This window comes from Ochrovirga pacifica (genome assembly GCF_000220525.1).
Lineage (GTDB): Bacteria > Bacteroidota > Bacteroidia > Flavobacteriales > Flavobacteriaceae > Ochrovirga > Ochrovirga pacifica.
Window position 1 is genome coordinate 72,775 of sequence record NZ_AFPK01000044.1, and the last position, 22,237, is coordinate 95,011.

General features: G+C 33.2%; 25 protein-coding genes. 21 read left to right on the top strand and 4 right to left on the bottom strand.

Features of this window, described 5'->3' with window-relative positions; translation table 11 throughout:
* Window positions 1-66 precede the first annotated feature (66 nt).
* Both FS85_RS0109435 and coaD read left to right on the top strand, forming a co-directional pair.
* A complete protein-coding gene (locus tag FS85_RS0109435; RefSeq protein ID WP_010135987.1) occupies window positions 67-1,044 on the top strand; it encodes a D-alanine--D-alanine ligase in 978 nt (325 codons plus the stop codon).
* Between the two features lie 4 nt (window positions 1,045-1,048).
* Window positions 1,049-1,516: a pantetheine-phosphate adenylyltransferase gene (coaD, locus tag FS85_RS0109440; RefSeq protein ID WP_010135989.1), complete on the top strand. Its 468-nt coding sequence runs from the start codon at window positions 1,049-1,051 to the stop codon at window positions 1,514-1,516.
* Here coaD and FS85_RS0109445 read toward each other — a convergent pair.
* Window positions 1,513-1,749 (bottom strand): hypothetical protein, encoded by a 237-nt coding sequence (locus FS85_RS0109445; RefSeq protein WP_160162394.1) that lies wholly within the window; start codon window positions 1,747-1,749, stop codon window positions 1,513-1,515. The genes coaD and FS85_RS0109445 overlap by 4 nt on opposite strands.
* A 345-nt stretch (window positions 1,750-2,094) precedes the next feature.
* Between FS85_RS0109445 and FS85_RS0109455 the strand changes: the two genes are divergently transcribed.
* Genes FS85_RS0109455 through FS85_RS0109500 form a run of 10 tightly spaced genes read left to right on the top strand, consistent with a single transcriptional unit; the run spans window position 2,095 to window position 9,711 of the window.
* Window positions 2,095-2,751 (top strand): TetR family transcriptional regulator C-terminal domain-containing protein, encoded by a 657-nt coding sequence (locus tag FS85_RS0109455; protein WP_010135991.1) that lies wholly within the window; start codon window positions 2,095-2,097, stop codon window positions 2,749-2,751.
* Between the two features lie 6 nt (window positions 2,752-2,757).
* The gene (locus tag FS85_RS0109460) at window positions 2,758-4,068 is read left to right on the top strand and encodes an ABC1 kinase family protein (RefSeq protein ID WP_010135992.1); all 1,311 of its coding nucleotides are present in this window, start codon (window positions 2,758-2,760) and stop codon (window positions 4,066-4,068) included.
* Between the two features lie 4 nt (window positions 4,069-4,072).
* The gene (locus FS85_RS0109465) at window positions 4,073-4,708 is read left to right on the top strand and encodes a flavin reductase family protein (RefSeq protein ID WP_010135993.1); all 636 of its coding nucleotides are present in this window, start codon (window positions 4,073-4,075) and stop codon (window positions 4,706-4,708) included.
* Between the two features lie 36 nt (window positions 4,709-4,744).
* Entirely contained in the window at window positions 4,745-6,166 is a 1,422-nt protein-coding gene (locus FS85_RS0109470; protein ID WP_010135994.1) for an SDR family oxidoreductase, read from the top strand.
* A 4-nt stretch (window positions 6,167-6,170) separates the two neighbouring features.
* A complete protein-coding gene (locus tag FS85_RS0109475; protein WP_010135995.1) occupies window positions 6,171-7,655 on the top strand; it encodes a cryptochrome/deoxyribodipyrimidine photo-lyase family protein in 1,485 nt (494 codons plus the stop codon).
* Window positions 7,642-8,058 carry a hypothetical protein gene (locus FS85_RS0109480; protein ID WP_010135997.1) on the top strand — a complete coding sequence of 139 codons (417 nt, stop codon included), beginning with the start codon at window positions 7,642-7,644 and terminating at the stop codon, window positions 8,056-8,058. The genes FS85_RS0109475 and FS85_RS0109480 overlap by 14 nt, the downstream gene beginning before the upstream one ends.
* Window positions 8,059-8,068: 10 nt before the next feature.
* On the top strand, window positions 8,069-8,341 hold the full coding sequence (locus FS85_RS0109485) for a TIGR03643 family protein (RefSeq protein ID WP_010135998.1): 273 nt from the start codon (window positions 8,069-8,071) through the stop codon (window positions 8,339-8,341).
* A 4-nt stretch (window positions 8,342-8,345) separates the two neighbouring features.
* Complete coding sequence (locus tag FS85_RS0109490) at window positions 8,346-9,041, top strand: SDR family NAD(P)-dependent oxidoreductase (RefSeq protein WP_010135999.1); 696 nt, start codon at window positions 8,346-8,348, stop codon at window positions 9,039-9,041.
* Between the two features lie 18 nt (window positions 9,042-9,059).
* Entirely contained in the window at window positions 9,060-9,236 is a 177-nt protein-coding gene (locus FS85_RS16620; protein WP_010136000.1) for a Lacal_2735 family protein, read from the top strand.
* Window positions 9,237-9,252: 16 nt separating this feature from the next.
* A complete protein-coding gene (locus tag FS85_RS0109500) occupies window positions 9,253-9,711 on the top strand; it encodes an SRPBCC family protein (RefSeq protein ID WP_010136001.1) in 459 nt (152 codons plus the stop codon).
* Here the strand turns inward: FS85_RS0109500 and FS85_RS0109505 are convergent.
* Window positions 9,708-10,625, bottom strand: a complete 918-nt coding sequence (locus tag FS85_RS0109505; protein WP_029489379.1) for a LysR family transcriptional regulator — start codon at window positions 10,623-10,625, stop codon at window positions 9,708-9,710. The genes FS85_RS0109500 and FS85_RS0109505 overlap by 4 nt on opposite strands.
* Window positions 10,626-10,771: 146 nt before the next feature.
* On the opposite strand from FS85_RS0109505, the gene FS85_RS0109510 reads away from it, so the two are divergent.
* From FS85_RS0109510 to FS85_RS0109550, 9 genes are all read left to right on the top strand, one after another.
* A complete protein-coding gene (locus tag FS85_RS0109510) occupies window positions 10,772-11,734 on the top strand; it encodes a sodium-dependent bicarbonate transport family permease (RefSeq protein WP_010136003.1) in 963 nt (320 codons plus the stop codon).
* 63 nt (window positions 11,735-11,797) lie between these two features.
* Window positions 11,798-12,190: a hypothetical protein gene (locus FS85_RS0109515; protein ID WP_010136004.1), complete on the top strand. Its 393-nt coding sequence runs from the start codon at window positions 11,798-11,800 to the stop codon at window positions 12,188-12,190.
* 214 nt (window positions 12,191-12,404) lie between these two features.
* Entirely contained in the window at window positions 12,405-14,033 is a 1,629-nt protein-coding gene (locus FS85_RS0109520; RefSeq protein WP_029489380.1) for a peptidase domain-containing ABC transporter, read from the top strand.
* A gap of 4 nt (window positions 14,034-14,037) precedes the next feature.
* Entirely contained in the window at window positions 14,038-15,417 is a 1,380-nt protein-coding gene (locus FS85_RS0109525; RefSeq protein ID WP_010136006.1) for an HlyD family secretion protein, read from the top strand.
* Window positions 15,417-16,802: a TolC family protein gene (locus tag FS85_RS0109530; RefSeq protein WP_010136007.1), complete on the top strand. Its 1,386-nt coding sequence runs from the start codon at window positions 15,417-15,419 to the stop codon at window positions 16,800-16,802. Before FS85_RS0109525 ends, FS85_RS0109530 begins: the two co-directional genes overlap by 1 nt.
* Before the next feature lie 7 nt (window positions 16,803-16,809).
* Window positions 16,810-17,268: a TspO/MBR family protein gene (locus FS85_RS0109535; protein ID WP_010136008.1), complete on the top strand. Its 459-nt coding sequence runs from the start codon at window positions 16,810-16,812 to the stop codon at window positions 17,266-17,268.
* A gap of 85 nt (window positions 17,269-17,353) precedes the next feature.
* Entirely contained in the window at window positions 17,354-18,808 is a 1,455-nt protein-coding gene (gene rlmD, locus FS85_RS0109540; protein ID WP_010136010.1) for a 23S rRNA (uracil(1939)-C(5))-methyltransferase RlmD, read from the top strand.
* A 47-nt stretch (window positions 18,809-18,855) separates the two neighbouring features.
* Window positions 18,856-19,398 carry a pyridoxamine 5'-phosphate oxidase family protein gene (locus FS85_RS0109545; RefSeq protein WP_010136011.1) on the top strand — a complete coding sequence of 181 codons (543 nt, stop codon included), beginning with the start codon at window positions 18,856-18,858 and terminating at the stop codon, window positions 19,396-19,398.
* Window positions 19,399-19,466: 68 nt separating this feature from the next.
* Entirely contained in the window at window positions 19,467-20,096 is a 630-nt protein-coding gene (locus FS85_RS0109550; protein ID WP_010136012.1) for a 2OG-Fe(II) oxygenase, read from the top strand.
* Window positions 20,097-20,101: 5 nt separating this feature from the next.
* On the opposite strand, the gene FS85_RS0109555 is transcribed toward FS85_RS0109550, so the two are convergent.
* Complete coding sequence (locus tag FS85_RS0109555; RefSeq protein ID WP_010136013.1) at window positions 20,102-21,067, bottom strand: glycosyltransferase; 966 nt, start codon at window positions 21,065-21,067, stop codon at window positions 20,102-20,104.
* A 27-nt stretch (window positions 21,068-21,094) separates the two neighbouring features.
* Complete coding sequence (locus tag FS85_RS0109560) at window positions 21,095-22,135, bottom strand: quinone-dependent dihydroorotate dehydrogenase (protein ID WP_010136014.1); 1,041 nt, start codon at window positions 22,133-22,135, stop codon at window positions 21,095-21,097.
* Between the last annotated feature and the right edge of the window lie 102 nt (window positions 22,136-22,237).

Below are 22,237 nucleotides of genomic sequence, written 5' to 3' on the forward strand. Positions count from 1 at the left end.
ACCTATATCTAGGGTTTTGAATTAATATTTAATATTTTTAACCTCCAATTTATAACACGTTTTACAATGCAAAACATTGCAGTTATTATGGGGGGATACTCTAGCGAGTATAACATTTCTATGATTAGTGGTTCTGTGGTTTTTAACCATTTAGACACCCAAAAGTACCGTCCGTATAAAGTAGTTATTACCAAAGAAAAATGGATTGTTTTAGGTACTGATAATCAAGAGTATTCTGTAGATAAAAATGATTTTTCTGTAACCATCAATCAACAAAAAATAATGTTTGATTGCGTATTTAACGTGATTCATGGAAGCCCTGGAGAAGATGGTAAATTTTTAGGCTATTTGGAAATGTTGGGCATACCACATACCTCTGCCCCTGCCTATCAAATGGCATTAACTTTTAACAAACGTGATTGTTTAAGTGTGTTACGAAAACATGGAATTCATACCGCAAAATCTCTGTACTACGACAAAGGTGATGCAATAGACATTGATTTTATTGTTGATACCCTAGGACTCCCTTGTTTTGTAAAACCAAACAATGCTGGCTCTAGCTTTGGAATTTCTAAAGTAAACACTAAAGATGAATTTAAACTAGCTTTTGAAAAAGCTTTTACTGAAGATCATGAAATTTTGATTGAATCGTTTTTAGAAGGAACCGAAGTTTCCATTGGGGTTATCAACTATCAAGGAATCATAAAACCTTTGCCTGCAACAGAAATTGTATCAGAAAATGATTTTTTTGATTACGAAGCTAAATACGAGGGAAAATCTCAGGAAATTACACCTGCTAGAATCTCAGAAACTCAATTACTAAACTTACACACAGAAGCTATAAAAGCCTACAGAGCCTTAAACATGAAAGGTTTTTCTAGGTCAGAATTTATTTTTATCGGAGATATTCCGTACTTTTTAGAAATGAATACCGTACCTGGAATGACTACTGAAAGTTTGTTGCCTCAACAAGCAAAAGCAGCTGGAATTCCATTATCCAATTTGTTAAGCAACGCTATAGAAATGGCAATAAAAACTACATAAATTAATGAGAAAAGCTGTTTTTCCTGGTTCTTTTGATCCCATAACCTTAGGTCATGCTAACGTGATAGAACGTGCCTTACCTTTATTTGATGAATTGGTGATTGCTATTGGAATTAATGATGCAAAAAAATACAGATTCTCCTTAGAACAACGCTTGGAATTTATAAAAGAGACCTTTAAAAGCGAAACAAAGATTAGTGTAGAAACCTATTCGGGGCTAACAACGGAATTTTGTAAAGATATTCAAGCAGATTTTATTTTAAGAGGACTTAGAAATCCAGCAGATTTTGAGTTTGAAAAAGCCATCGCCATTACCAACAGAAAGCTTACAGGAATTGACACCGTTTTTTTACTAACTAGTGCAGATACTTCTTTTATTAGTTCTAGTATTGTAAGAGATATTTTAAAGCACGGAGGAGATTTAACCAACTTTGCACCACAAGCGGTTATCAATGCAACTAAAAAAGATTAAGCAATGGTGTACTTTTTTTTAATTGATTTTTTTGAAGGTAACAACAAACGCTCTACTCTTTTATTGGGTCTAAAAACTTCTTTAACCTGATTGTAATCTACTTTTTCAGGTTGGTACAAAGAATCGTTTACTTTAGGAACATCGTTCAATTTATCATCACCATCTGTTGATGGATTGGCAGAAAATACACTAAAAGAAATTAAGATACCAAGTAACTGAATTGTTTTTTTCATGAGCTGTTTCCCTAAATTTGGGTGAGCAAATATAGGTAGCTTTCCATCAACACTTAAACTTTTTAACATTAATTTATTGTTAAAACAACAAACTACTCAAAGCTACTTTTTTAACAGAGTTTGCTCCCATCTGAAACCAAAAGCTCCCAAAAATCCCTAAGCCGTTTTTTTTGTGTTTTTTTCTTGATTTTTCGCTTTTCCCTTTCGTCACATTTCTTCGCTAAAGCCAGTGTTTACAAAGGAAAAAATCACCAGTTTACACCTTATTCCTCTAGCACAAAACCTAGATCCAAAACTGTAATTTTTAAGGTTTGATGGCTAATTTTAGGTAAACAATTTATTTAGATGGAAACAAGAACAGCCACCCAAAAAAAAATCTTAAAGCAATACATGGAGTATACTTTAGATAATAACGAAGCTCCCAAATCAATTTATTTGTTTTGTAAAAGTCTACAAATAGAAGAAAAAGAGTTTTACGAACATTACAGTTCTATGGAGCAAATCTCTAAAGATGTTTATGCAACTTTTTGTGACGAAACAGTAGCTTTAATCAGCAAGGACGAAAGCTATCAATCTTTGGATGCTAAAAATAAATTGTTGGTTTTTTACTTTACTTTTTTTGAAATGCTAACTGCAAACAGGAGCTATGTATTATTAACGCTAGAGCATAATAAAAATATATTGGAAAGAATTCAATTATTACAAGCCTTAAAAACTGGATTTAAAAACTTTATACAAACCTTAGAAATCAATCACATCGATTTTAAGAAAGACAGTATTAACAAGCTTAGTAAAAAAAGTATTGATGAAATTTCATGGAGTCAGTTACTTTTCATCCTTCGTTTTTGGATAGAAGATACATCCAAAGGATTTGAAAAGACAGACATTCTTATAGAAAAATCCATACATGCTAGTTTTGACTTGTTAGACATTACTCCCCTTAAAAACTTGATTGATCTTGGAAAATTCTTTTTTAAAGAAAAAATAAAACCCAACCTGTAACCGCCTATGAAAACATTAGACAGCATCCCTACTGGCAAAATTCAACGAGCCTCTAAATTGATTGGTACAGGTACCAAGGTGGGAATTAACTACCTAAAATATAATGTAGAAAAAACATTTGGAGACTCTAAAACAGCCAAAAACAATTTAGACAAGTCTAACGCTGAAGATATTTACGACAGTTTAAAAGATTTAAAAGGAAGTGCCTTAAAAGTTGCACAAATGCTAAGCATGGAAAAAAGCATACTGCCTAAAGCGTATGTAGATAAGTTTTCTTTGTCTCAATTTTCGGTTCCTCCGCTGTCTTCTGCATTGGTATTAAAAACTTTTAGAAAATATTTTGGCAAAAGTCCTAGCGAAATTTACGATACGTTTGATTTAAACTCGGTAAACGCTGCCAGCATTGGACAAGTACACAAAGCTACCTTAAACGGAAAGCAACTAGCTGTAAAAATTCAATATCCAGGAGTAGCTCAAAGCATTAGTTCCGATTTGGCTTTGGTAAAACCTATTGCTATAAAAATGTTTAACATTGGAGGCGAAGGATCGGATAAGTATTTTAAAGAAGTAGAACATAAACTTATAGAAGAAACCAACTACATACACGAAGTAGCACAAAGCATTGCCATCTCAGAAGCTTGCCAACACATTCCTAATTTAAAATTTCCTAACTATTATCCAGAGCTATCATCGGACAGAATTATTACGATGGATTGGATGGAGGGAATGCACTTGTCTGAATTAAATATAGATACGATTGATAAAACCACCAGAAATAAACTTGGGCAAGCTTTCTGGGATTTTTACATGTTTCAGATTCATACTTTAAAAAGAGTACATGCAGATCCGCATCCTGGAAACTTTTTAATCTCTAAAGAATACAATCTTATTGCTTTGGATTTTGGGTGTACCAAAGAAATTCCGAATGAATTTTATGTGCCTTATTTTGAACTGGCTGATCCTAAAGTGATTGCTAACAAAAAATTGTTTCAAGAAAAACTGTACGAATTGGAAATTTTAATTCCAGAAGACACCTCATACGAAATTACGTATTTTACAGATCTTTTTCACGAGCTACTAAGTTTGTTTACTCAACCTTTTCATGCAGAAACATTCGATTTTTCTGACCATCGTTTCTTTGCAAAAATAGGGGAATTAAGCGAGCGTTTTAACAACAATTCGGAACTAAAAAACATGAATGGGAACCGTGGTTCTAAGCACTTTATTTATATCAACAGAACCTTTTTTGGCTTGTACAATATAATGCACGATTTAAAATCGGACCACATTTTAATCAACAACTATAAAAAATACTAAGCTTATGAAAACCTTTGACTTAAACGAAATTCATCAGCTAGAACATATTTACAAAATCAACCTAATTAATAGTGTTACTGGGGTAAAATCTGCTAATTTAATAGGTTCTATATCCAATAGTGGAATGGTAAATGTTGCCGTATTTAGCTCTGTGGTGCATATGGGTTCTGCCCCTCCTCTTTTAGGCATGTTGTTTAGACCTACAACTGTGGCTAGAAACACTTATGACAATATAAAAGACAATGGCTATTATACCTTAAACCATATTCATCAACACAATATAGCAGATGCGCATCATACTAGTGCTAAATATCCTTTTGATGTAAATGAATTTGAAATGACTGAACTAGAAGAAGAGTACAAACCTGGATGTGCTATTCCATTTGTTGCTGGTTCTCCCGTTCAACTTTTAATGAAGTATAAGAATGAATATCCTATAAAAGAAAACGGAACTATTTTACTGGTAGGAGAAATTCAGAAACTTTACGTACAAGAAGATTTGATACACTCTGACGGTTTTGTGGATTTAGCCAAAGCAAATGTTGTAGGAATAAACGGACTGGATGGTTATGTAAAAACAACATTAATAGAACGCTTACCGTACCAAAGACCTAAAGAATATACAGCCAGTAATTCTTAAAAAAGGAGAAAACAAATAATTAATCTAAAGGAAAAAATGAAAATCTTAATCACAGGAACCACAGGATACATTGGTATGAGACTAATTCCCGTGTTGTTGCAAAACAAACACGAGTTGGTTTGCTGTGTTAGAGATTTAAACCGAATACCACAAGAGTATGCCAATACAGAACAAATAACATTCATTGAGGTTGATTTTTTAAAATTAGAAACCTTAAATCATATTCCTAAAGACATACAAGCAGCTTATTACTTGATCCACTCCATGTCTGCAGATGCAGATGGTTTTGAAACCTTAGAAGAAATTTGTGCTACCAATTTTACCTATCAAATAAACCAAACGGAGTGTGAACAAGTAATTTACCTAAGTGGAATTGTTAACGACAAAGTGCTATCAAAACATTTAGGCTCTAGAAAAAAAGTTGAGGATTTACTTAACAAAGGAACTTTTGCCTTAACCACATTTAAAGCGGGAATTATTGTTGGTAGCGGCAGTGCTTCTTTTGAAATTATTCGTGATTTGGTAGAAAAGCTTCCGGTAATGATCACTCCAAAATGGTTAAATACCAAAACTCAACCCATAGGAGTAGCAGATGTAATTCAGTTTTTGTCTAAAGGCCTAAGCGTTTCAAAGCTATACAATCAATCGTACGATATTATGGGGCCTGAAATTATGACATATAAAGAAATGCTACTGCAATTTGCCCGAGTAAGAAATTTAAAAAGATGGATTATAACTGTTCCTGTTATGACTCCAAGACTCTCGTCTTACTGGCTATATTTTGTAACCACTACCACTTATTCTTTAGCAAGTAGTTTGGTAGATAGCATGAAAGTAGAGGTCATAGGAAAACCTTCGGAAATCAACCAAATTTTGGGAATTAACCCAATGACCTACACACAAGCTGTAGAAAAAGCATTTGAAAAAATAGAACAAAATGCCATTGTTTCTAGTTGGAAAGATGCTGTAAACGCTCCTATAGATCAACATTTTTTTGGAAAGCATATCAACCCACCAAAATTTGGATGTTTTAAAGACATACGAGTAGGAACTGTAACCGACCCAAAGAAAGCACTGAATAAAATATGGTCTATTGGCGGAAATACAGGTTGGTACTATGGAAACTTTTTATGGGAAATTAGAGGTTTTATCGATTTGCTTTATGGAGGAGTGGGACTTAGAAGAGGTCGTACACACGACAGTAAAATTCAGACAGGCGATGTGATTGATTTTTGGAGAGTACTCTATGCCAATAAAAAAGAAAAAAAACTACTACTCTATGCCGAAATGAAATTGCCTGGAGAGGCTTGGTTAGAGTTTAAAATAATTCAAAACAAATTATACCAAAGAGCCATCTTTAGACCCAAAGGATTGTACGGACGTTTGTACTGGTATGCAGTACTTCCTTTTCACGGATTTATATTTAACGGGATGTTAAAAAACATCATAAAAACCTAGAACCATGTATTATAAAGAACCTTTAGCAGTGGTCTGGTTAAAAAGAGACTTAAGACTGCAAGATAACGAAGCTATTTACAATGCCATCAATACTGGCAAAAGAGTGTTGTTGCTATACGTATTTGAAGATTTTTTATTAAAAGATCCTCATTACGAAACTAGACACTGGAATTTTATTAAAGAATCTATTGCAGATTTAAATCAACTATTACTGCCCTACAATTCAAAAGTTTTAGCGGTTCATTCCGAAGTCGCTGCAGTGCTTAATCAATTATTGCAACATTACGAAATTCGAGATTTGTTCTCACATCAAGAAACAGGGCTGTTGTGTACTTATCACAGAGATCAAAAAATAATACGTTATTGTCATAACAATTTTATTACCTGGAAAGAAAATATTTGGAACGGTGTTTTACGCGGTCTAAAAAACAGACGAGGTTGGGTTGGTAAGTGGAAAAACTACATGAATGCTTCAGTATTTCCTTTTCATCCAAAAAATCAATTGCTAACAATTCATGAAATTGAAGAATTAGAGAAACAATTTAGCGTAATGGACTTGGCCACTCCTGAACAAAATAGCATTCAGAAAGGAGGAGTAACAGAAGCGTTAAAATATGAAAAAAGTTTTTTTGAAGAACGTTATCTAAATTACAACAAGGGAATATCTAAACCTAAAATTGCGGTAGAATCTTGCAGTAGATTGTCTCCTTATTTGGCTTGGGGAAATTTATCTACCAGACAAGTTTGGCAAGCTTTAAAAGCAATAAGACACCATAGTAAAAACAAAAAAGATTTAGATGCCTTTGCTGCTAGACTAAAATGGCAAGCCCACTTTATTCAAAAATTTGAAATGGAACATACCATGGAAAACGCAAGCATTAACAAAGGATATAGAATGCTAAAGAAAACCATTTCTGAACAATACCAAATAGCGTGGCAAACTGGACAAACAGGAATTCCTATGATAGATGCTTGCATGCGATGTTTAAATGAAACAGGATATTTAAATTTTAGAATGCGTGCCATGATTGTTTCTTTTTTTACCCACATGCTATGGCAACCATGGCAAGACTGTGCCGTATATCTATCTAAAATGTTTATAGATTTTGAACCAGGAATTCATTTTGCTCAAGTACAAATGCAAGCAGGAGAAACAGGAGTAAATACTTTGCGAATTTACAATCCTATAAAAAATGGATACGAACATGATAGCAATGCTGATTTTATCAGAAAATGGGTTCCCGAATTGGCTCATTTACAAACCAAGCACATTCACGAACCTTATTTAATGACTCCGCTAGAGCAAGGACTTTATCACTTAAAGTTAGGGACAGATTATCCATTGCCTATCATCGACTTGAAACAAAAACGAAACCGAGCAAGTAAAATTTTATGGGAAATGAAACACGACCCATTGGTGATGGAAGAAAACGAACGAATATTAGACAGACATGTAATACAACCTAAGCCCTTAAATGATGCTGTATAAAACCACCTATAAGAATGATAAAATAAAAGAAGAGATCAACCAAGTGGTGGGTGCTCCTTTCTCTTTGATGCAAAAAATTAGAATGGGACGTATAGGATCTGGTAGAATGATTTTAGCTCAGGTAAGCCCTAAATATTACAAAAACATCAACACCTTAAACGATCTTAAATATGTTAATATAGAACTACGACCCAAAGGAATTTTAGTGCATTTGTATCAATCCTTAGAACGATATTCTTGGCCTATCCCCTTTTATCAACTTTCTTTTTTTGATAGTAACTTGTTTAGTATACATGCCAACGGAAATTTTATCAAAGTGAAAAAAGACAGTCGTTACGAGAGTAATCTTGCTTTTATACAACAAATTTTAAAAATTAGAAAACAAGCAATTGCATCCGTTTAAATTAACAAAAATGAATTTATCAACAGAACAAATAGATAGAGTTGTAGAAATGGCATGGGAAGACAGGACTCCTTTTGAAGCTATTCAGTTTCAATTTGGGATTTCTGAACCAGAAGTAATTCGCTTGATGCGCATAGAGTTAAAACCTAGCAGTTTTAGACTTTGGAGAAAAAGAGTACAAGGAAGAGCTACAAAACACGCCCAAAAAAGATCCTTTGTAAAAGGAGTTTTTAAAAGCAAAATGCAACGAACTATAAGCAATAACAAACTTTCAAAAAGATAAAATTATGGCAACATATTTAGTAATAGGAGCTTCGTCTGGAATTGGAAAAGCAACGGCTAAAATATTGGCTTTAGAAGGACATAGTATTATTGGAACATACCACAAAACCGAACCCGAAAAAATAGAAAATGTACGTTATTTTCCGTTGGATGTAATCCAAGATACTTTAAATTTCGATTTTGTTCCCGAGCAAATAGATGGGCTAATTTATTGTCCGGGTAGCATAAATTTACTACCTTTTAAGAGAATCCAACCTAAAGATTTTTTATCGGATTACAACTTACAGGTCGTAGGAGCCATTAAATCTATTCAAGCAAATTTAAATCGCTTAAAATCAGCCAGCAACCCAAGTATTATAGTATTTTCTACAGTAGCTGTGCAACAAGGTTTTAACTTTCACACTCAGGTAAGTTCATCCAAAGGAGCTATAGAAGGTTTGGTACGTAGTTTGGCCGCAGAACTATCGCCCACTATACGGGTAAATGCTGTTGCACCTTCTATTACCCAAACCCCCTTGGCTAAAAAATTGCTAAGCAATTCTTCTAAAATAGAAGCAAATGCACAAAGACATCCTTTAAAAAAAATTGGTACCGCTAAAGACATTGCTCATTTAGTTGCTTTTTTAGTTTCTGAAAAAGCTTCTTGGATTACAGGGCAAGTTGTAAACGTAGATGGTGGAATTTCAACATTAAAAATATAACACAAAAAAAATTACATTATGCTTTCATTTTTCACTAAAAAATCTCCCATTCAAAAATTAGAAAAAGAATTAAATCATCTATTAGAAGAAGCTTTTAAACTATCTTCTATCAATAGAAAAAAAAGCGACGAAAAAATTTACGAAGCTGAACAAATTGCCATCAAACTACAAGCGCTTAGAAAAGCTGAAATCTAATTATTAACAAAATCTTATGTCATTTTATCAATTAAAAAGAGAACAATTTATTCCTGCAGATTTAGACACTGTATGGGATTTTATGTCATCACCAAAAAATTTAAAACAAATCACCCCAAAACACATGGGATTTGATATTACTTCTGATAATGGTGATGAAAAAATGTATCAAGGGATGATTATTAGCTATGTGGTAAAACCTATGCTAAACATCCCTACAACATGGGTTACGGAAATTACCCATGTAAAAGACAAATTATATTTTGTTGATGAACAAAGAATTGGACCTTACAAATTGTGGCATCATCAACATATTTTGATTCCGCAAAATAATGGTGTATTAATGAAAGATATTGTTACTTACCAACCTCCTTTTGGTTTCTTAGGAAACATAGCCAATACTTTGTTTATTAGAAATAAATTGAATCAGATTTTTAAATATCGATTTAAAGCGGTAGAAGAACGATTTTATTAATACTCTAAAGACCAGTTAAAATGTTCGTGAATTAGTTCTTCTTTTTTTTGACGAATTGTGTTAATAAAAGCCTGATGTGCCGTTGTTAGTTTCTTTTCGCTTAAATACACTAAATTCCACTTAGTAACCATAGGCAATCCCTCTAATTTGTGGACTTTTATTTCTTTGTTTTTTAACGCCAATCGCAATCCAATAATAGGCATTAGAGAACATCCTACATCGGCATAAATGGCTTGTTTAATAGCTTCGTTAGAAACCAGTTCCATCGCATTTTTTACTTGTACATTGTGTTCTTTTAAATATTGCTCCATAACATCTCTTGTTGCCGATCCAGACTCTCTAAACAGCAAGTTTACTTTTTCTAAATCTTTAGGGGTTTGTAGTCTGTTAACTGCTGTATTTTTGCTTGCAAAATAAAGTTTGTTTTCCATCAGTTCTATTTTTTTTAGTTTTAACCCTTCTGGAATAATAGAAACCAAAGCAAAGTCTGTTGCATTGTTTTGCAAATCTTTAATGACCCTATTTTTATTAGAAACGTTTACCGAAATTTCTACTTCTGGATACAAATCCATAAATGGTTTTATAAAAAATGGAATTACGTACTTTCCTGTTGAAACCACCGATATTTTTAATTTTCCGGTAACCACACCTTTGTATTGAGAAACCGTGTCTTTGATTTCATCAGCTGCTTCGATAATTTTTTCACATTTTGTAGCTAATACTTTTCCAAATTCGGTTATGTACAACTGCTTACCTATTACTTCAGTTAGGGGCAGTTCAAACTGATCTTGTAGTTTTTTTATTTGAATAGAAACTGCTGGTTGGGTTAAGTACAAAGCTTCGGAAGCTTTGGTAATGCTTTTTAACTCTACTACTTTTAAAAAAACCTTTAGTTGATGTAATGTATAATTCATACCCATAAAAAATTTGATAAAGTCTTTACAAGATACATAAACTTTTACTTATTAAACTCATAAAAACATTAAATAAAAACTAATCATTTGTTTGCTTTAATTTTGCGGTCAATTACAAACATCACTCGCAACAAAACAACTATCGCATGAATTCAACTCTTATTTTTGAAAACATTTCTAATCCATCACTTTTGTTTTTTATTTTAGGAATTTTGGCCGTACAAATTAAAAGTGACTTAGAAATTCCGGCACAAAGCTCTAAGTTTATCTCTATCTATTTATTACTTTGTATTGGGTTTAAAGGAGGGCAAGAACTCTCTCACAGTGGTTTAGACTCTGAGATTTTTTACAGTGTTTTATTAGCCCTTGGCCTGGCCTTTGTAATTCCCTTTACCACATTTCAACTACTAAAGCCAAAGTTAGGGGCCGAAAATGCGGGAGCCATTGGTGCCTCGTACGGATCTGTAAGTGCCGTTACCTTTGTTACTGCTTGCTCTTTTTTAGATTTCGAAAGTGTAAATTTTAACGGGTATATGATTGCCATTATGGCTTTGATGGAAGCTCCTGCAATTATTGTTGGAATTCTTTTGATTCAAATATCACAAAAAGAAAAAGGAACCAGTATAAAGAAGATTGTAAAACATTCTCTTACCAATGGTAGTATTTTATTAATTGTAGGTAGCTTGGTTATTGGTATGATTGCTTCTAGTCAGCAGGCTGCAGACATCAAACCTTTTACTACAGATATTTTTAAGGGTTTTTTAGCAGTCTTTTTACTAGACATGGGAATTAAAAGCGGAAAGCATATTAAGGGCTTAATTAAAAACGGAATTCATCCATTCGTTTTTTCCATAATCATGCCTTTTGTACACGGGCTAATTACATTGTACATTAGCTTTTACATAACAGACAATCCTGGAAATCAACTCTTATTTGCCATTTTAGGAAGTAGTGCTTCGTATATAGCAGTGCCCGCTGTAATGAAAGAAAGCATCCCAAAAGCAAATCCTGGTTTGTATTTACCCATGGCATTAGGAATTACGTTTCCTGTAAACATCATTATCGGAATTCCTTTTTACTATAGCATTATACAAGCCTTTTCGGCCTAATTTTTGACAAGATATACGCAATTCATCCACAAAGATGTTTGTAATTAATGTATTTTTGCCTGTATGTTAAAGCAACTTAGAAATAGCATTGCCATTAAAATCTTATTTGGATTGTTAGGATTTCACTTACTAAACATTAGTATTGATAGGCCTAAAGTCTTAAATACACCTAGCCAAAAAACTGTTGGTATCAATTACCCTAACAGTCTTTTGGAGCTTCTTTTGGAAATAGGTTTGGGTTATGAAGATGCGATAGACGAGTTTGAAGAACATGAAGAAGATGCTAAAAAACGCAAACAAAAAAATACGACAGAATTAGAACTTATTGCTATGGCAGGATTTCCAAGCAAAGAAAACACTTCTAATTTGTTAACTAACACACAAGAGTTTCCTTGTTTAAAAAACCAAATAAACACAGGGCATCATCAGTTAGACACTCCTCCTCCAAAATCTTAGCATTGCCCAGTGCTGTATCTTGCCAAAACTAAAAAAAGATACTTCTAAAAGATTCTTAAAAAGAACATAGCAAGTTTTGCTATTTTTCAGGAATTAGTACCAAGCAGATTAACTAAGAATCTTAAAAAAACAATTAAAAACAAGGTATAAATATTGCGTTTTGGAGGACTCTAAAAACGGTGTATTTATTATTTTTGAACAAACGAAAGCGAACATGGAAACAACCCCACTACTGAGGTTTTGGAATTTAATCAAACAATACAAAAAAAGAATTCGGTTAATTTATTACTATGCTATTATTAGCGGACTGGTAAACTTATCTCTTCCTCTTGGAATTCAAGCCATCATCAACTATTTACAAACTGGAGAACTAACCACATCTTGGTTGGTTTTGGTAGTATTTGTATTGGTAGGAATAGCTATAAATGGAAAAATACAAATCAACCAATTAAGAATTGTAGAAGACATTCAGCAAGATATTTTTGCTAGATCGGCATTTGAATTTGCTTACCGAATTCCAAGAATTAAACATTTAAATTTCGACAACCTTCACGTGCCTGCTTTGGTGAACCGTTTTTTTGATGTGATGACCATCCAAAAGGGAATGCCTAAAATTTTAATTGATTTTTCATTGGCCTGTTTCCAAATTATTTTTGGGTTGATTTTGTTAACTTTCTATAGTTCTTATTTTATAATTCTTGGAATCAGCTTGTTTATTATAATTTATTTAATCTTTAAATACACTGGGCCTAACGGACTAAAAACAAGTATAAAAGAAAGTAAATATAAATATAGTTTGGTGCACTGGCTAGAAGAAATTGCCAGCAACACTAAAACCTTTAAAATTGAAAGTCACGAAAATTTACATCTAGACAAAACAGACGATATTAACCTAAAATATTTAGAAAACAGAGAAAATCACTTTAAAGTTTTAATTCAACAATTTATTCTTTTTATTGGTTTTAAAGTTTGGGTAGCTGCTGGTTTGTTAGTTTTGGGTAGTTTCTTGGTTTTTCAACAACAAATGAATATTGGACAATTTGTTGCTTCTGAAATTATTATCATCTTAATTATCAACTCGGTTGAAAAAATTACACTAGTAGTAGAAACCATTTATGATGTACTAACTGCATTAGACAAAATTGGTTATGTTCACGATTTGGGCTTAGATTGCCAAAAAGGGCAGGCTGAATTAGACGATCGTCAAGGTGTTAAAATTGAAGCTAAAAACTTGTCTTTTCAATATCCAGACGAAGATACTTTTGTGTTTAAAAACCTATCCTTTTGCATAGAACCAAAATCTAAAGTAGTGCTTAAAGGAGACTCCGGTAGCGGAAAAACAACACTGTTAAACATCTTAGGGAGAATTTATCCTGCAGAAAAAGGTGAATTGTTGTACAACAACCGAGAAAGTTCTTTTTACAACTTAGAATCTTTTTACAAAAAGATTTCATTTACCGTTCCTACAACAACCTTGTTCGAAGGAACAATTGAAGAAAACATTACGTTAAACAAAAAAATAGACCCTGCCAATTTAGCCGAAATTTTAGAGGTGCTAAGACTTACAGATTTTATAAATCAACTACCTTATGGTATACAAACCAATGTAGACTCTAAGGGTAGAAAACTATCTAGAAGTGTTATTCAGAAAATTATTTTGTCTAGAGCTTTGATTGGAAACCCTAGCTTATTATTGCTAGAAGACCCGTTACGATTTATAGACAAAGACGAGAAAAAAGCGATTATTGATTATATCATGCACCCAGAAAGACCTTGGACAGCAATTATTATTGCAGATTACGAATACTGGTCAGAAAAATGTGGTCAAATTATTAAATTGTAAGCTCATGTTGAATATTTCTAAAAATAACATCGATCACCTGATAAAGTTCAACGAGTTTAAATCTCACCTTCACTTTTCAGATAAAAACTATAGCAAAAAACGTTTTTACTACGGAATTACATTGATTGTTCTTTTGGTGCTTTCTATTATTGTGCCGTGGACTCAAAATATTACAGGTAAAGGATACGTAACTACTTTACTCCCCGAACAAAGACCTCAAGCTATACATTCTATTATTTCTGGTAAACTAGAAAAATGGTATGTAAGAGAGGGAGATTTTGTACACAAAGGCGATACGTTAATTTACATTTCGGAAGTAAAAAACGACTATTTTGATCCTAATTTAATTTCTAGAACCAAAGAGCAAGTAAACGCAAAGTCAGAAAGCATTACTTCTTACGATGATAAAATCAACGCTTTAAAAGCACAATTAAGTTCTATTAAACAAAGTAAAGACTTAAAACTTGCCCAAGTAAGAAACAAAATTTTACAAACTAAAAATAAAATTAAGATTGATAGTATTGATTTGAACGCTTATGAAATTAAATACGAAATAGCTGTTAATCAATTAAAACGTACACAAGAACTGTACAATAAAGGGCTAAAATCTCTTTCTGATTTTCAAGACAAAGAATTAAAGAAACAAGAAACCTATGCATCCTTTTTAGCACAAGAAAACAAGCTAGAAAATCAAAAAAATGCATTGATTAACTTATCGCTAGAACTTTCTTCTACCATAGAAGATTACAATCAAAAAATAGCCAAAACAAATTCTGATATTCAAAGTGCTTTGTCTGCCAAACTAGAAGCAACCTCTAATACATCTAAACTTAGAAACCAATTAAGTAATTATGAAAGAAGGCAAGATTTGTACTACATTACAGCACCCACCCAAGGATACATTACCAAAACTATCAAAAAAGGAACAGGTCAGTTAATAAAAGAAGGAACAGATATCTTAACTATTATGCCTTCTAAATACGATTTGGCAGTAGAGGTGTATGTAAAACCGCAAGATTTGCCTTTGCTAAAAATTAACGACCATACACGTTTGCAATTTGATGGTTGGCCTGCTTTGGTAATTAGTGGATGGCCTGAAAAATCGACAGGAATTTTTTCTGGAAAAATATTTGCTATAGACCAACACATTAGTGACAACGGTAAATACAGAGTATTAATTGCACCTGATGAAACTGAAAAAAAATGGCCCGAAAACTTAAGAGTAGGAACGGGTACGTATACCTTTATTTTGTTAAAAGATGTACCAGTTTGGTACGAGTTGTGGCGTAACTTAAATGGATTTCCACCCGACTTTTACCGAGACGGAGAAGAACAAAAAAGCGAAGAAATTAAACAAAAAGCACCTTTAAAATCGGTCAAATAATGAGAAAATTTTATGCACTTGCACTCCTCTTATTTTCTGTCGCCACATTTGCTCAAGAAAAAAAAGAGGAAGTGTTGACTTATAAGGAGTTTATATACAATGTAATTAGCCAGCACCCTATAGCCAAAAGTGCTGAGCTTAAAGAATTATCGGCAAAAGCAAAATTATTAAATGCCAAAGGTGGATTTGATCCAACACTAACGTCTACTGTGGATCAAAAAGAATTTGACCAAAAAGAATACTATAGTATTTTTAAAAATAAAGTAACTATTCCAACTCCTATCGGAGTAGATGTAACTGGGGGTTTTGACAATAACAGTGGGTATTATTTAAATAATGAAAATAGAACAACCAACAAAGGGTTATGGAGCGTAGGTTTAGAGGTAAATGTACTACAAGGTTTGTTAACCAACCAACGTAGAACAGATTTAAAAATAGCCAAAGTGTATCAAGAAGTAGCTAAAAATCAGCAAATGCAGATGTTAAACGAGCTGATTTACAACGCCTCTAAAGCTTATATAGACTGGCAGCAATATGCTTCTATTTACGAATTTTTACAGAATACAATCAAACTGAGTCACCTTTACTTAAAAAACACCAAAAGTGCTTTAGAAAATGGAGAGAAAACAGCCATTGATACCTTAGAAGCTCGTGTGTACTTACAAAACAATCTTATTCACATAGAAAAATACCGTCAGTTGTTATTAGAAAAAAAGCTAAAGGTAGAAAACCATATGTGGTTAGACGACATGCCTGTTCAAATACAAAAGCACGTTATTCCAGAAAGAAACAGCATCTCTACCAACACCAACATCAATCTGTCTGACAACTTAGATAGTATTCCCATTATTGCCGAAAAAAGAGCAAAAAAACAACAGCTGATTTTAGAGCAAAAAATGAATAGAGAAAAGCTAAAACCTAAGCTAAAAGTAAAATACAATTACCTACTGGGTACCACGGACGAGTCACTAAGACCCATGTACGATGTAGACAACTACAAATGGGGAGCGAGTCTTACGTTTCCACTTTTTTTTAGAAAAGAATTGGGAAAATTAAAGCAAAGTAAGTATAAAATTGATGAAATTGATTACGAGATATCTTACAAAAAGACAGAAGTTAAAAACAAAATCTTAGCCAACAAACAAAATCAATTAGCTTTGGTAAAACAAATTGATTTGTTAGAAAAAAACGTGCAAGGATATGAACGACTGTTAGATGCAGAATCTCAACGTTTTGAATACGGAGAAAGCTCTTTATTTTTAATTAACAAAAGACAAGAAAAATTGATTGAATCTGAACTAAAACTGTTAGACACACAAAACAAACTCATTACCAATTATTTAGATTTTTTACTTTTAACCAACCACATCGTTCCACAAGAATAGCAACATTATGTTAAAAAAAACGCTCCTTTTTCTTTTACTAAATTTTGCCGCTTTGGGCTTGGGGAGTTTGGTTACCAAAAATGGAGTTGCCTCTGAATGGTATCAGCAGCTAAACAAAGCTCCGTGGACACCGCCAGGCTACTTGTTTGGAATTGCATGGTCTGTTATTATGATTTGTTTTGCTGTCTATATAGCAAAAATTATTACTTCTAAAACCTCTGTTCGTTTTGCGATAATACTCTATATTTTTCAGTGGATTTTAAATACAAGTTGGAACTACGTCTTTTTTTACTACCATCTGGATGTTATTGGGTTGTTTGTAATTGTAAGCTTAACCCTTGTAATATTTACTTTTTTAATTAAATACTACAAATTGATTCAATTCTATAGCTTATGGATTGCTCCTTATCTTATTTGGCTATTAATTGCTACTTCTTTAAATGCTTATATTGTATTTATGAACTAGTTTAACAAGCATAAGTTTGCTTGCATTTTAAACTTTTAGACAAGCAACTGTTCCAACTTTCAAAACTTAGAAGTACCTTTGCGGCATGCCAAGAAGAGAACGAAACAAATTTGTAAAAAGAGGTGAAATCATCTCTATTACTATAGAAGACTACGCCTTTGGAGGAAAAGGAATTGGAAGAATAAAAAATGAAGATGGAGAGTTTGTGGTTTTTGTACCCAATACACTGCCTGGTCAGACCGTAAAAGCACAAATAAAAAAAACAAGCAAACGCTATGCTGAAGCCAAGTTATTTGAGGTTTTAGAAGCTTCTGAACAAGAAGTGGAAGTTCCTTTTCAAATCATTCCAGGAGCCCCATACATTCAATTGCCTATAAACATTCAACATCAATACAAAAAAGAAAGCACCTTAGAACTTTTTAAACGTATCGGTAAGGTGGCAAATATTGAAAATCTTTTTGATGAATTTATCGCATCACCTGAAGTTTTTCATTATCGCAACAAAATGGAATATGGTTTTTCTGCCATTCGTTATGATTTTGAACAAAAAACAGACGTAGATGAATTTGCCTTAGGGTTTAAAAAGCGTGGAACATGGTGGTGTACCGAAAATTTAGACAAAGACTCTGGCTTGTTTGATGAGCAAGTAGAAAACAGTTTAAAAATCATTCGCCAATTCTGTATAGATAGTGGCTTGGAAGCATGGCATGCTCCACAAAAAAAAGGTTTTTTCCGTTACTTTGTGGTTCGTAAAAGTTACAAAACCAATCAGGTTTTGTGTAATTTGGTTACTACTTCTCCACAAGTATCTCACTTTAACATGAAAGGATTTGTGAATTTGCTGAGAGATTTATTTGGAGAGCGTTTGGCAGGATTGATTCACACCACCAACGATGAAATTGGTGATAGAACACTTGCCGTTACTGGAGACGAAACCTTAGTCTATGGAAAAGATACCTTGGTAGAAAACTTACTAGGATTGAACTTTGAAATATCAATGAAAAGCTTTTTTCAGACCAACCCAAAATCTGCGGAAAAGCTCTATAGCAAAGTCATAGACTATGCTTTAGAAAAGGCCGATACTGTAAACGGAAAAATAGTAATGGATTTGTTCTGTGGTACGGGAACTATAGGGCAAATATTGGCTTCTAAAACTACCAATACTAAAATAATTGGGGTAGATATTGTAAAAGAAGCCATCATAGATGCAAAAAAAAATGCAACTAGAAATGGGATTAATGGAGTTGATTTTTATGCAGCCGATGTTGGAAAATTTTTATTAGAATACCCACACTACAAGAGTAAAATAGAAACTATTGTTTTAGATCCACCACGAGCAGGAATTGCTCCAAAAACCTTAAAAAAAGTCATTCAATTAGGAGCTAGCAGAATGGTCTATGTTTCTTGTAATCCAGCAACACAAGCTAGAGACACCGAAACCTTAATACAAGCTGGTTATAAAATTACGAAATTGAGTTTGGTAGATCAATTCCCTCATACTGCACATATAGAAAGTGTGGTATTGTTTGAAAAGGATTAACTAACTTTAAGCCATCGATCGGTTTTATGTAATATAGCAACACAGTCATGGGAAAAAAATTCACAGAAATTAGCAAAGAGCATCAAGAGTTCATTAGCAAACAACCTCTCTTTTTTGTTGGGACTGCAGCCGCTGAAGGTCGTGTAAATGTATCTCCAAAAGGAATGGATTCGTTTCGAGTACTAAATGCCAACAAAATTGCATGGCTCAACCTAACGGGAAGCGGTAATGAAACAGCCGCGCACCTATTGCAAAATGAGCGAATGACCATTATGTTTTGTGCTTTTGAGGGCAAACCACTGATTTTAAGACTGTACGGAACGGCTAAAATCTATCATACTAGAGATGCTATTTACCAAGAGTATGTTGATTTATTTCCCAAAACACCAGGCTCACGTCAAATTATTATTATGGATGTTGATTTGGTACAAAGCTCATGTGGTTTTGCTGTTCCTTTAATGGATTACAAAAAAGATCGCTCGGTATTAAAAGATTGGGCAGAGAAAAAAGGCCCTAAAAAAATAGAAAACTATTGGGAAGAAAAAAACACTCAAAGTATTGATGGATTTGAAACCAATATTTTAGGTTAATACAACAATAAAAAAATAGTTGCATTCGTTTTTTAAGTATATTTGTCCGCTATTTTTTTAATACTTTATTGACAACAAAACACCAATTAGAAGATTGGCTTTTCTGGGTGGATGAGCTATCTCAAAATGACTTTGTCATCATTGATAATTTTTTAAATCCAAGTGATTTATTACAAATCAACCAGTTGTTTCAAGAAACTTTGCCAGATTTTACGAAAGCAGGTATTGGAGCAATCAATGACCACGTGATACGACAAGATATCCGTGGAGACCATACTTATTGGTTAGACAGAAAAAGAGACATATCTATTCCTAACTTTTGGTCTCTTATAGACGAGAGTATGGCTGTATTTAATCGCTATTGTTATTTAGGTCTTGCAGGATACGAATTTCATTTTGCCAAATATCCTCCAGGAACACTATACAAAAAGCATTTAGACCAGTTTAGCAACCGTACCAATCGCACAATTACGATGGTTTTGTACTTAAATAAAAATTGGCAAAAAGGCGATGGTGGAGAACTAGAATTGTTTTTGGAAAACAACAAAACATTAACAGTAGATCCGATTTTAGGAAGGTGTATTTTCTTTAAAAGTGCTGTTGTACCTCATCGTGTTATTGAAGCAAATAAAGACCGATATAGCCTTACAGGTTGGTTTTTGCAACAACCTTCTGCTCTGGGACAAATTCTAGGATAAACAACTTAGAATCTTTTTTTAGAAAAATAGCTTTTTATAAAACCTAATCCGTAACCAGCCATCTGTGCCAAAGTGGTAAGAATTGTTAAAAACGAAACTGAAATTTCTTTAGTAACCCATAGGGCATTTAAAAAAAGTAAAGTAAAGTACAAGTAATAAAACGCAATCAGTTGCCAATTACCAAACATAAATAAGGTAGAAGCCGCTACAAAACCTATAATAAAAACACTTGGAAACCAGTAAGTAATTTTGGCTGTACCTGGATATTTTTTGTTTAATATAGGCCTTGCTGTACCAAACTTAAAAGTCTGTTGATAAAAAGCCTCTAAGCTTGTTCTTCTTTTATGATATACAAAAGCCTCTTCTATTAGTTGAGTCTCAAAACCTTGATTCCACAATTTAAAAGTCAAATCGATATCTTCTCCGTATTGCATCCTAGAAAAGCCTCCTGTAGTTTCAAACGCTTTTTTAGAAATTCCAAAATTAAAACTTCTTGGTTGAAACTTTCCTACTCCGTTTTTCTTTCCTCTAATCCCTCCTGTGGTTAATAAAGAAGTCATAGAAAAATTAATGGCTTTCTGAAAAGATGTAAAGCTAGGATGTGCTTCATCGGGTCCGCCAAAAGCATCCGTATAGTTTTTTTTGAGAGCTTTGTGTACTTTTTTTAAATAATTAACGGGTACCAAAACGTCGGAGTCTATGACTATAAAATAAGCTCCTAGAGCATGATTCATTCCAAAATTACGAGCCATACCAGCCCCTTCATTTTCTGTTACGTAATATTGTATATCCAATCGATCCCTGTAGGCTTGTACCACTTCTTTGGCTGTATTTTTAGAACCATCTTCTACAATAACTACCTCAAAAGATTTGTGAAAATCTTGCTTGGTTAAACTGTACAACAAATCATTAATTTCTTCGGGTCTGTTATACACAGGTACTATAAAGGAATATACAGGTTCTGGATCCATGTCCGTAAATTTCTTTTAAAATAAGAGTTATGTATTTTTTAAAATCGCTTTGTTAATTTTTTTCACCAAAGCAGGTCCCTCATATATAAATCCAGTATAAACTTGTACCAAATCTGCTCCTACAGCAATTTTCTCTAAAGCATCAGCAGCAGAATGAATTCCTCCTACTCCTATAATTGGAAAAGCTTTGTTTGATTTTTCTGCTAAATATTTAATAACAGCTGTACTTCTATCTTTTATAGGTTGTCCGCTTAATCCTCCATTGCCAATTGCTGCTAGTTGCTGCTTACTTGCTTTTAAACCTTCTCTATTTACTGATGTGTTTGAGGCAATCACTCCATCTAATTTTGTCTCAGCAACCAAATCGATAATTTCATCTAGCTGAGTTGTATTTAAATCGGGAGCAATTTTTAACAAAATAGGTCTTTGTTCTTCTTTTGAATTGTTTATTTTTTGTACAGCAGCAACTAACTCTAACAAATAATCTTTGTCTTCTAATTTAGCGTGACTGCTTACATTGGGGCAACTTACATTTAGCACAAAGTAATCTACATAAGGATGTAATTCTTCAAACACATGACAATAATCTTGGGTATATTGATTTTCAGGAATGCCTGTATTTTTACCGATATTTCCTCCTATAATAATTTTTCCTTCGTTTTGCTTTAAATTTTCAACAATTTCTTTTACGCCCAAATTATTAAACCCCATACGGTTAATAAGTGCCTTGTCTGCTTTAAGACGAAACAAACGCTTTTTAGTATTTCCTTCTTGCCCTTTTGGCGTTACCGTTCCTATTTCTACAAAACCAAACCCAAAGTCTGCCAACTGATTAAACAACACGGCATTTTTATCGAACCCTGCAGCCAATCCTACAGGATTTTTAAAGCTAATACCAAACAATTCTCGAATCAACCTAGGGTCTTCTATTTTATAAATAGCCTGTGTTAGTGCAGATACTCCTGGTATTTTTGATAAAAATTTTAAAGTATCAAAAACAAAATAATGTACTTTCTCGGGGTCAACTTTAAATAATAGGGGGCGAATAATTGTTTTGTATAAACTCATAATCCTAAATTTTAAACTTGTTCTGTAATTTAAGAACAACGGACTGAAGAATATTACAGTATTCTCCAGTTATAAAAAAGCCTTTACACAGGTAAAGGCTTG

Excerpts from the sequence above, each read along its gene's own strand:
- FS85_RS0109520 (WP_029489380.1), top strand. The coding sequence starts at position 12,405 with ATGGAAACAACCCCACTACTGAGGTTTTGGAATTTAATCAAACAATAC.
- FS85_RS0109435 (WP_010135987.1), top strand. The coding sequence starts at position 67 with ATGCAAAACATTGCAGTTATTATGGGGGGATACTCTAGCGAGTATAAC.
- FS85_RS0109525 (WP_010136006.1), top strand. The coding sequence starts at position 14,038 with ATGTTGAATATTTCTAAAAATAACATCGATCACCTGATAAAGTTCAAC.
- FS85_RS16620 (WP_010136000.1), top strand. The coding sequence starts at position 9,060 with ATGCTTTCATTTTTCACTAAAAAATCTCCCATTCAAAAATTAGAAAAA.
- rlmD (WP_010136010.1), top strand. The coding sequence starts at position 17,354 with ATGCCAAGAAGAGAACGAAACAAATTTGTAAAAAGAGGTGAAATCATC.
- FS85_RS0109510 (WP_010136003.1), top strand. The coding sequence starts at position 10,772 with ATGAATTCAACTCTTATTTTTGAAAACATTTCTAATCCATCACTTTTG.
- FS85_RS0109530 (WP_010136007.1), top strand. The coding sequence starts at position 15,417 with ATGAGAAAATTTTATGCACTTGCACTCCTCTTATTTTCTGTCGCCACA.
- FS85_RS0109545 (WP_010136011.1), top strand. The coding sequence starts at position 18,856 with ATGGGAAAAAAATTCACAGAAATTAGCAAAGAGCATCAAGAGTTCATT.
- FS85_RS0109515 (WP_010136004.1), top strand. The coding sequence starts at position 11,798 with ATGTTAAAGCAACTTAGAAATAGCATTGCCATTAAAATCTTATTTGGA.
- FS85_RS0109475 (WP_010135995.1), top strand. The coding sequence starts at position 6,171 with ATGTATTATAAAGAACCTTTAGCAGTGGTCTGGTTAAAAAGAGACTTA.
- FS85_RS0109485 (WP_010135998.1), top strand. The coding sequence starts at position 8,069 with ATGAATTTATCAACAGAACAAATAGATAGAGTTGTAGAAATGGCATGG.
- FS85_RS0109505 (WP_029489379.1), bottom strand. The coding sequence starts at position 10,625 with ATGAATTATACATTACATCAACTAAAGGTTTTTTTAAAAGTAGTAGAG.
- FS85_RS0109490 (WP_010135999.1), top strand. The coding sequence starts at position 8,346 with ATGGCAACATATTTAGTAATAGGAGCTTCGTCTGGAATTGGAAAAGCA.
- FS85_RS0109445 (WP_160162394.1), bottom strand. The coding sequence starts at position 1,749 with ATGAAAAAAACAATTCAGTTACTTGGTATCTTAATTTCTTTTAGTGTA.
- FS85_RS0109460 (WP_010135992.1), top strand. The coding sequence starts at position 2,758 with ATGAAAACATTAGACAGCATCCCTACTGGCAAAATTCAACGAGCCTCT.
- FS85_RS0109535 (WP_010136008.1), top strand. The coding sequence starts at position 16,810 with ATGTTAAAAAAAACGCTCCTTTTTCTTTTACTAAATTTTGCCGCTTTG.
- FS85_RS0109560 (WP_010136014.1), bottom strand. The coding sequence starts at position 22,135 with ATGAGTTTATACAAAACAATTATTCGCCCCCTATTATTTAAAGTTGAC.
- FS85_RS0109465 (WP_010135993.1), top strand. The coding sequence starts at position 4,073 with ATGAAAACCTTTGACTTAAACGAAATTCATCAGCTAGAACATATTTAC.
- FS85_RS0109455 (WP_010135991.1), top strand. The coding sequence starts at position 2,095 with ATGGAAACAAGAACAGCCACCCAAAAAAAAATCTTAAAGCAATACATG.
- coaD (WP_010135989.1), top strand. The coding sequence starts at position 1,049 with ATGAGAAAAGCTGTTTTTCCTGGTTCTTTTGATCCCATAACCTTAGGT.
- FS85_RS0109480 (WP_010135997.1), top strand. The coding sequence starts at position 7,642 with ATGATGCTGTATAAAACCACCTATAAGAATGATAAAATAAAAGAAGAG.
- FS85_RS0109555 (WP_010136013.1), bottom strand. The coding sequence starts at position 21,067 with ATGGATCCAGAACCTGTATATTCCTTTATAGTACCTGTGTATAACAGA.
- FS85_RS0109470 (WP_010135994.1), top strand. The coding sequence starts at position 4,745 with ATGAAAATCTTAATCACAGGAACCACAGGATACATTGGTATGAGACTA.
- FS85_RS0109500 (WP_010136001.1), top strand. The coding sequence starts at position 9,253 with ATGTCATTTTATCAATTAAAAAGAGAACAATTTATTCCTGCAGATTTA.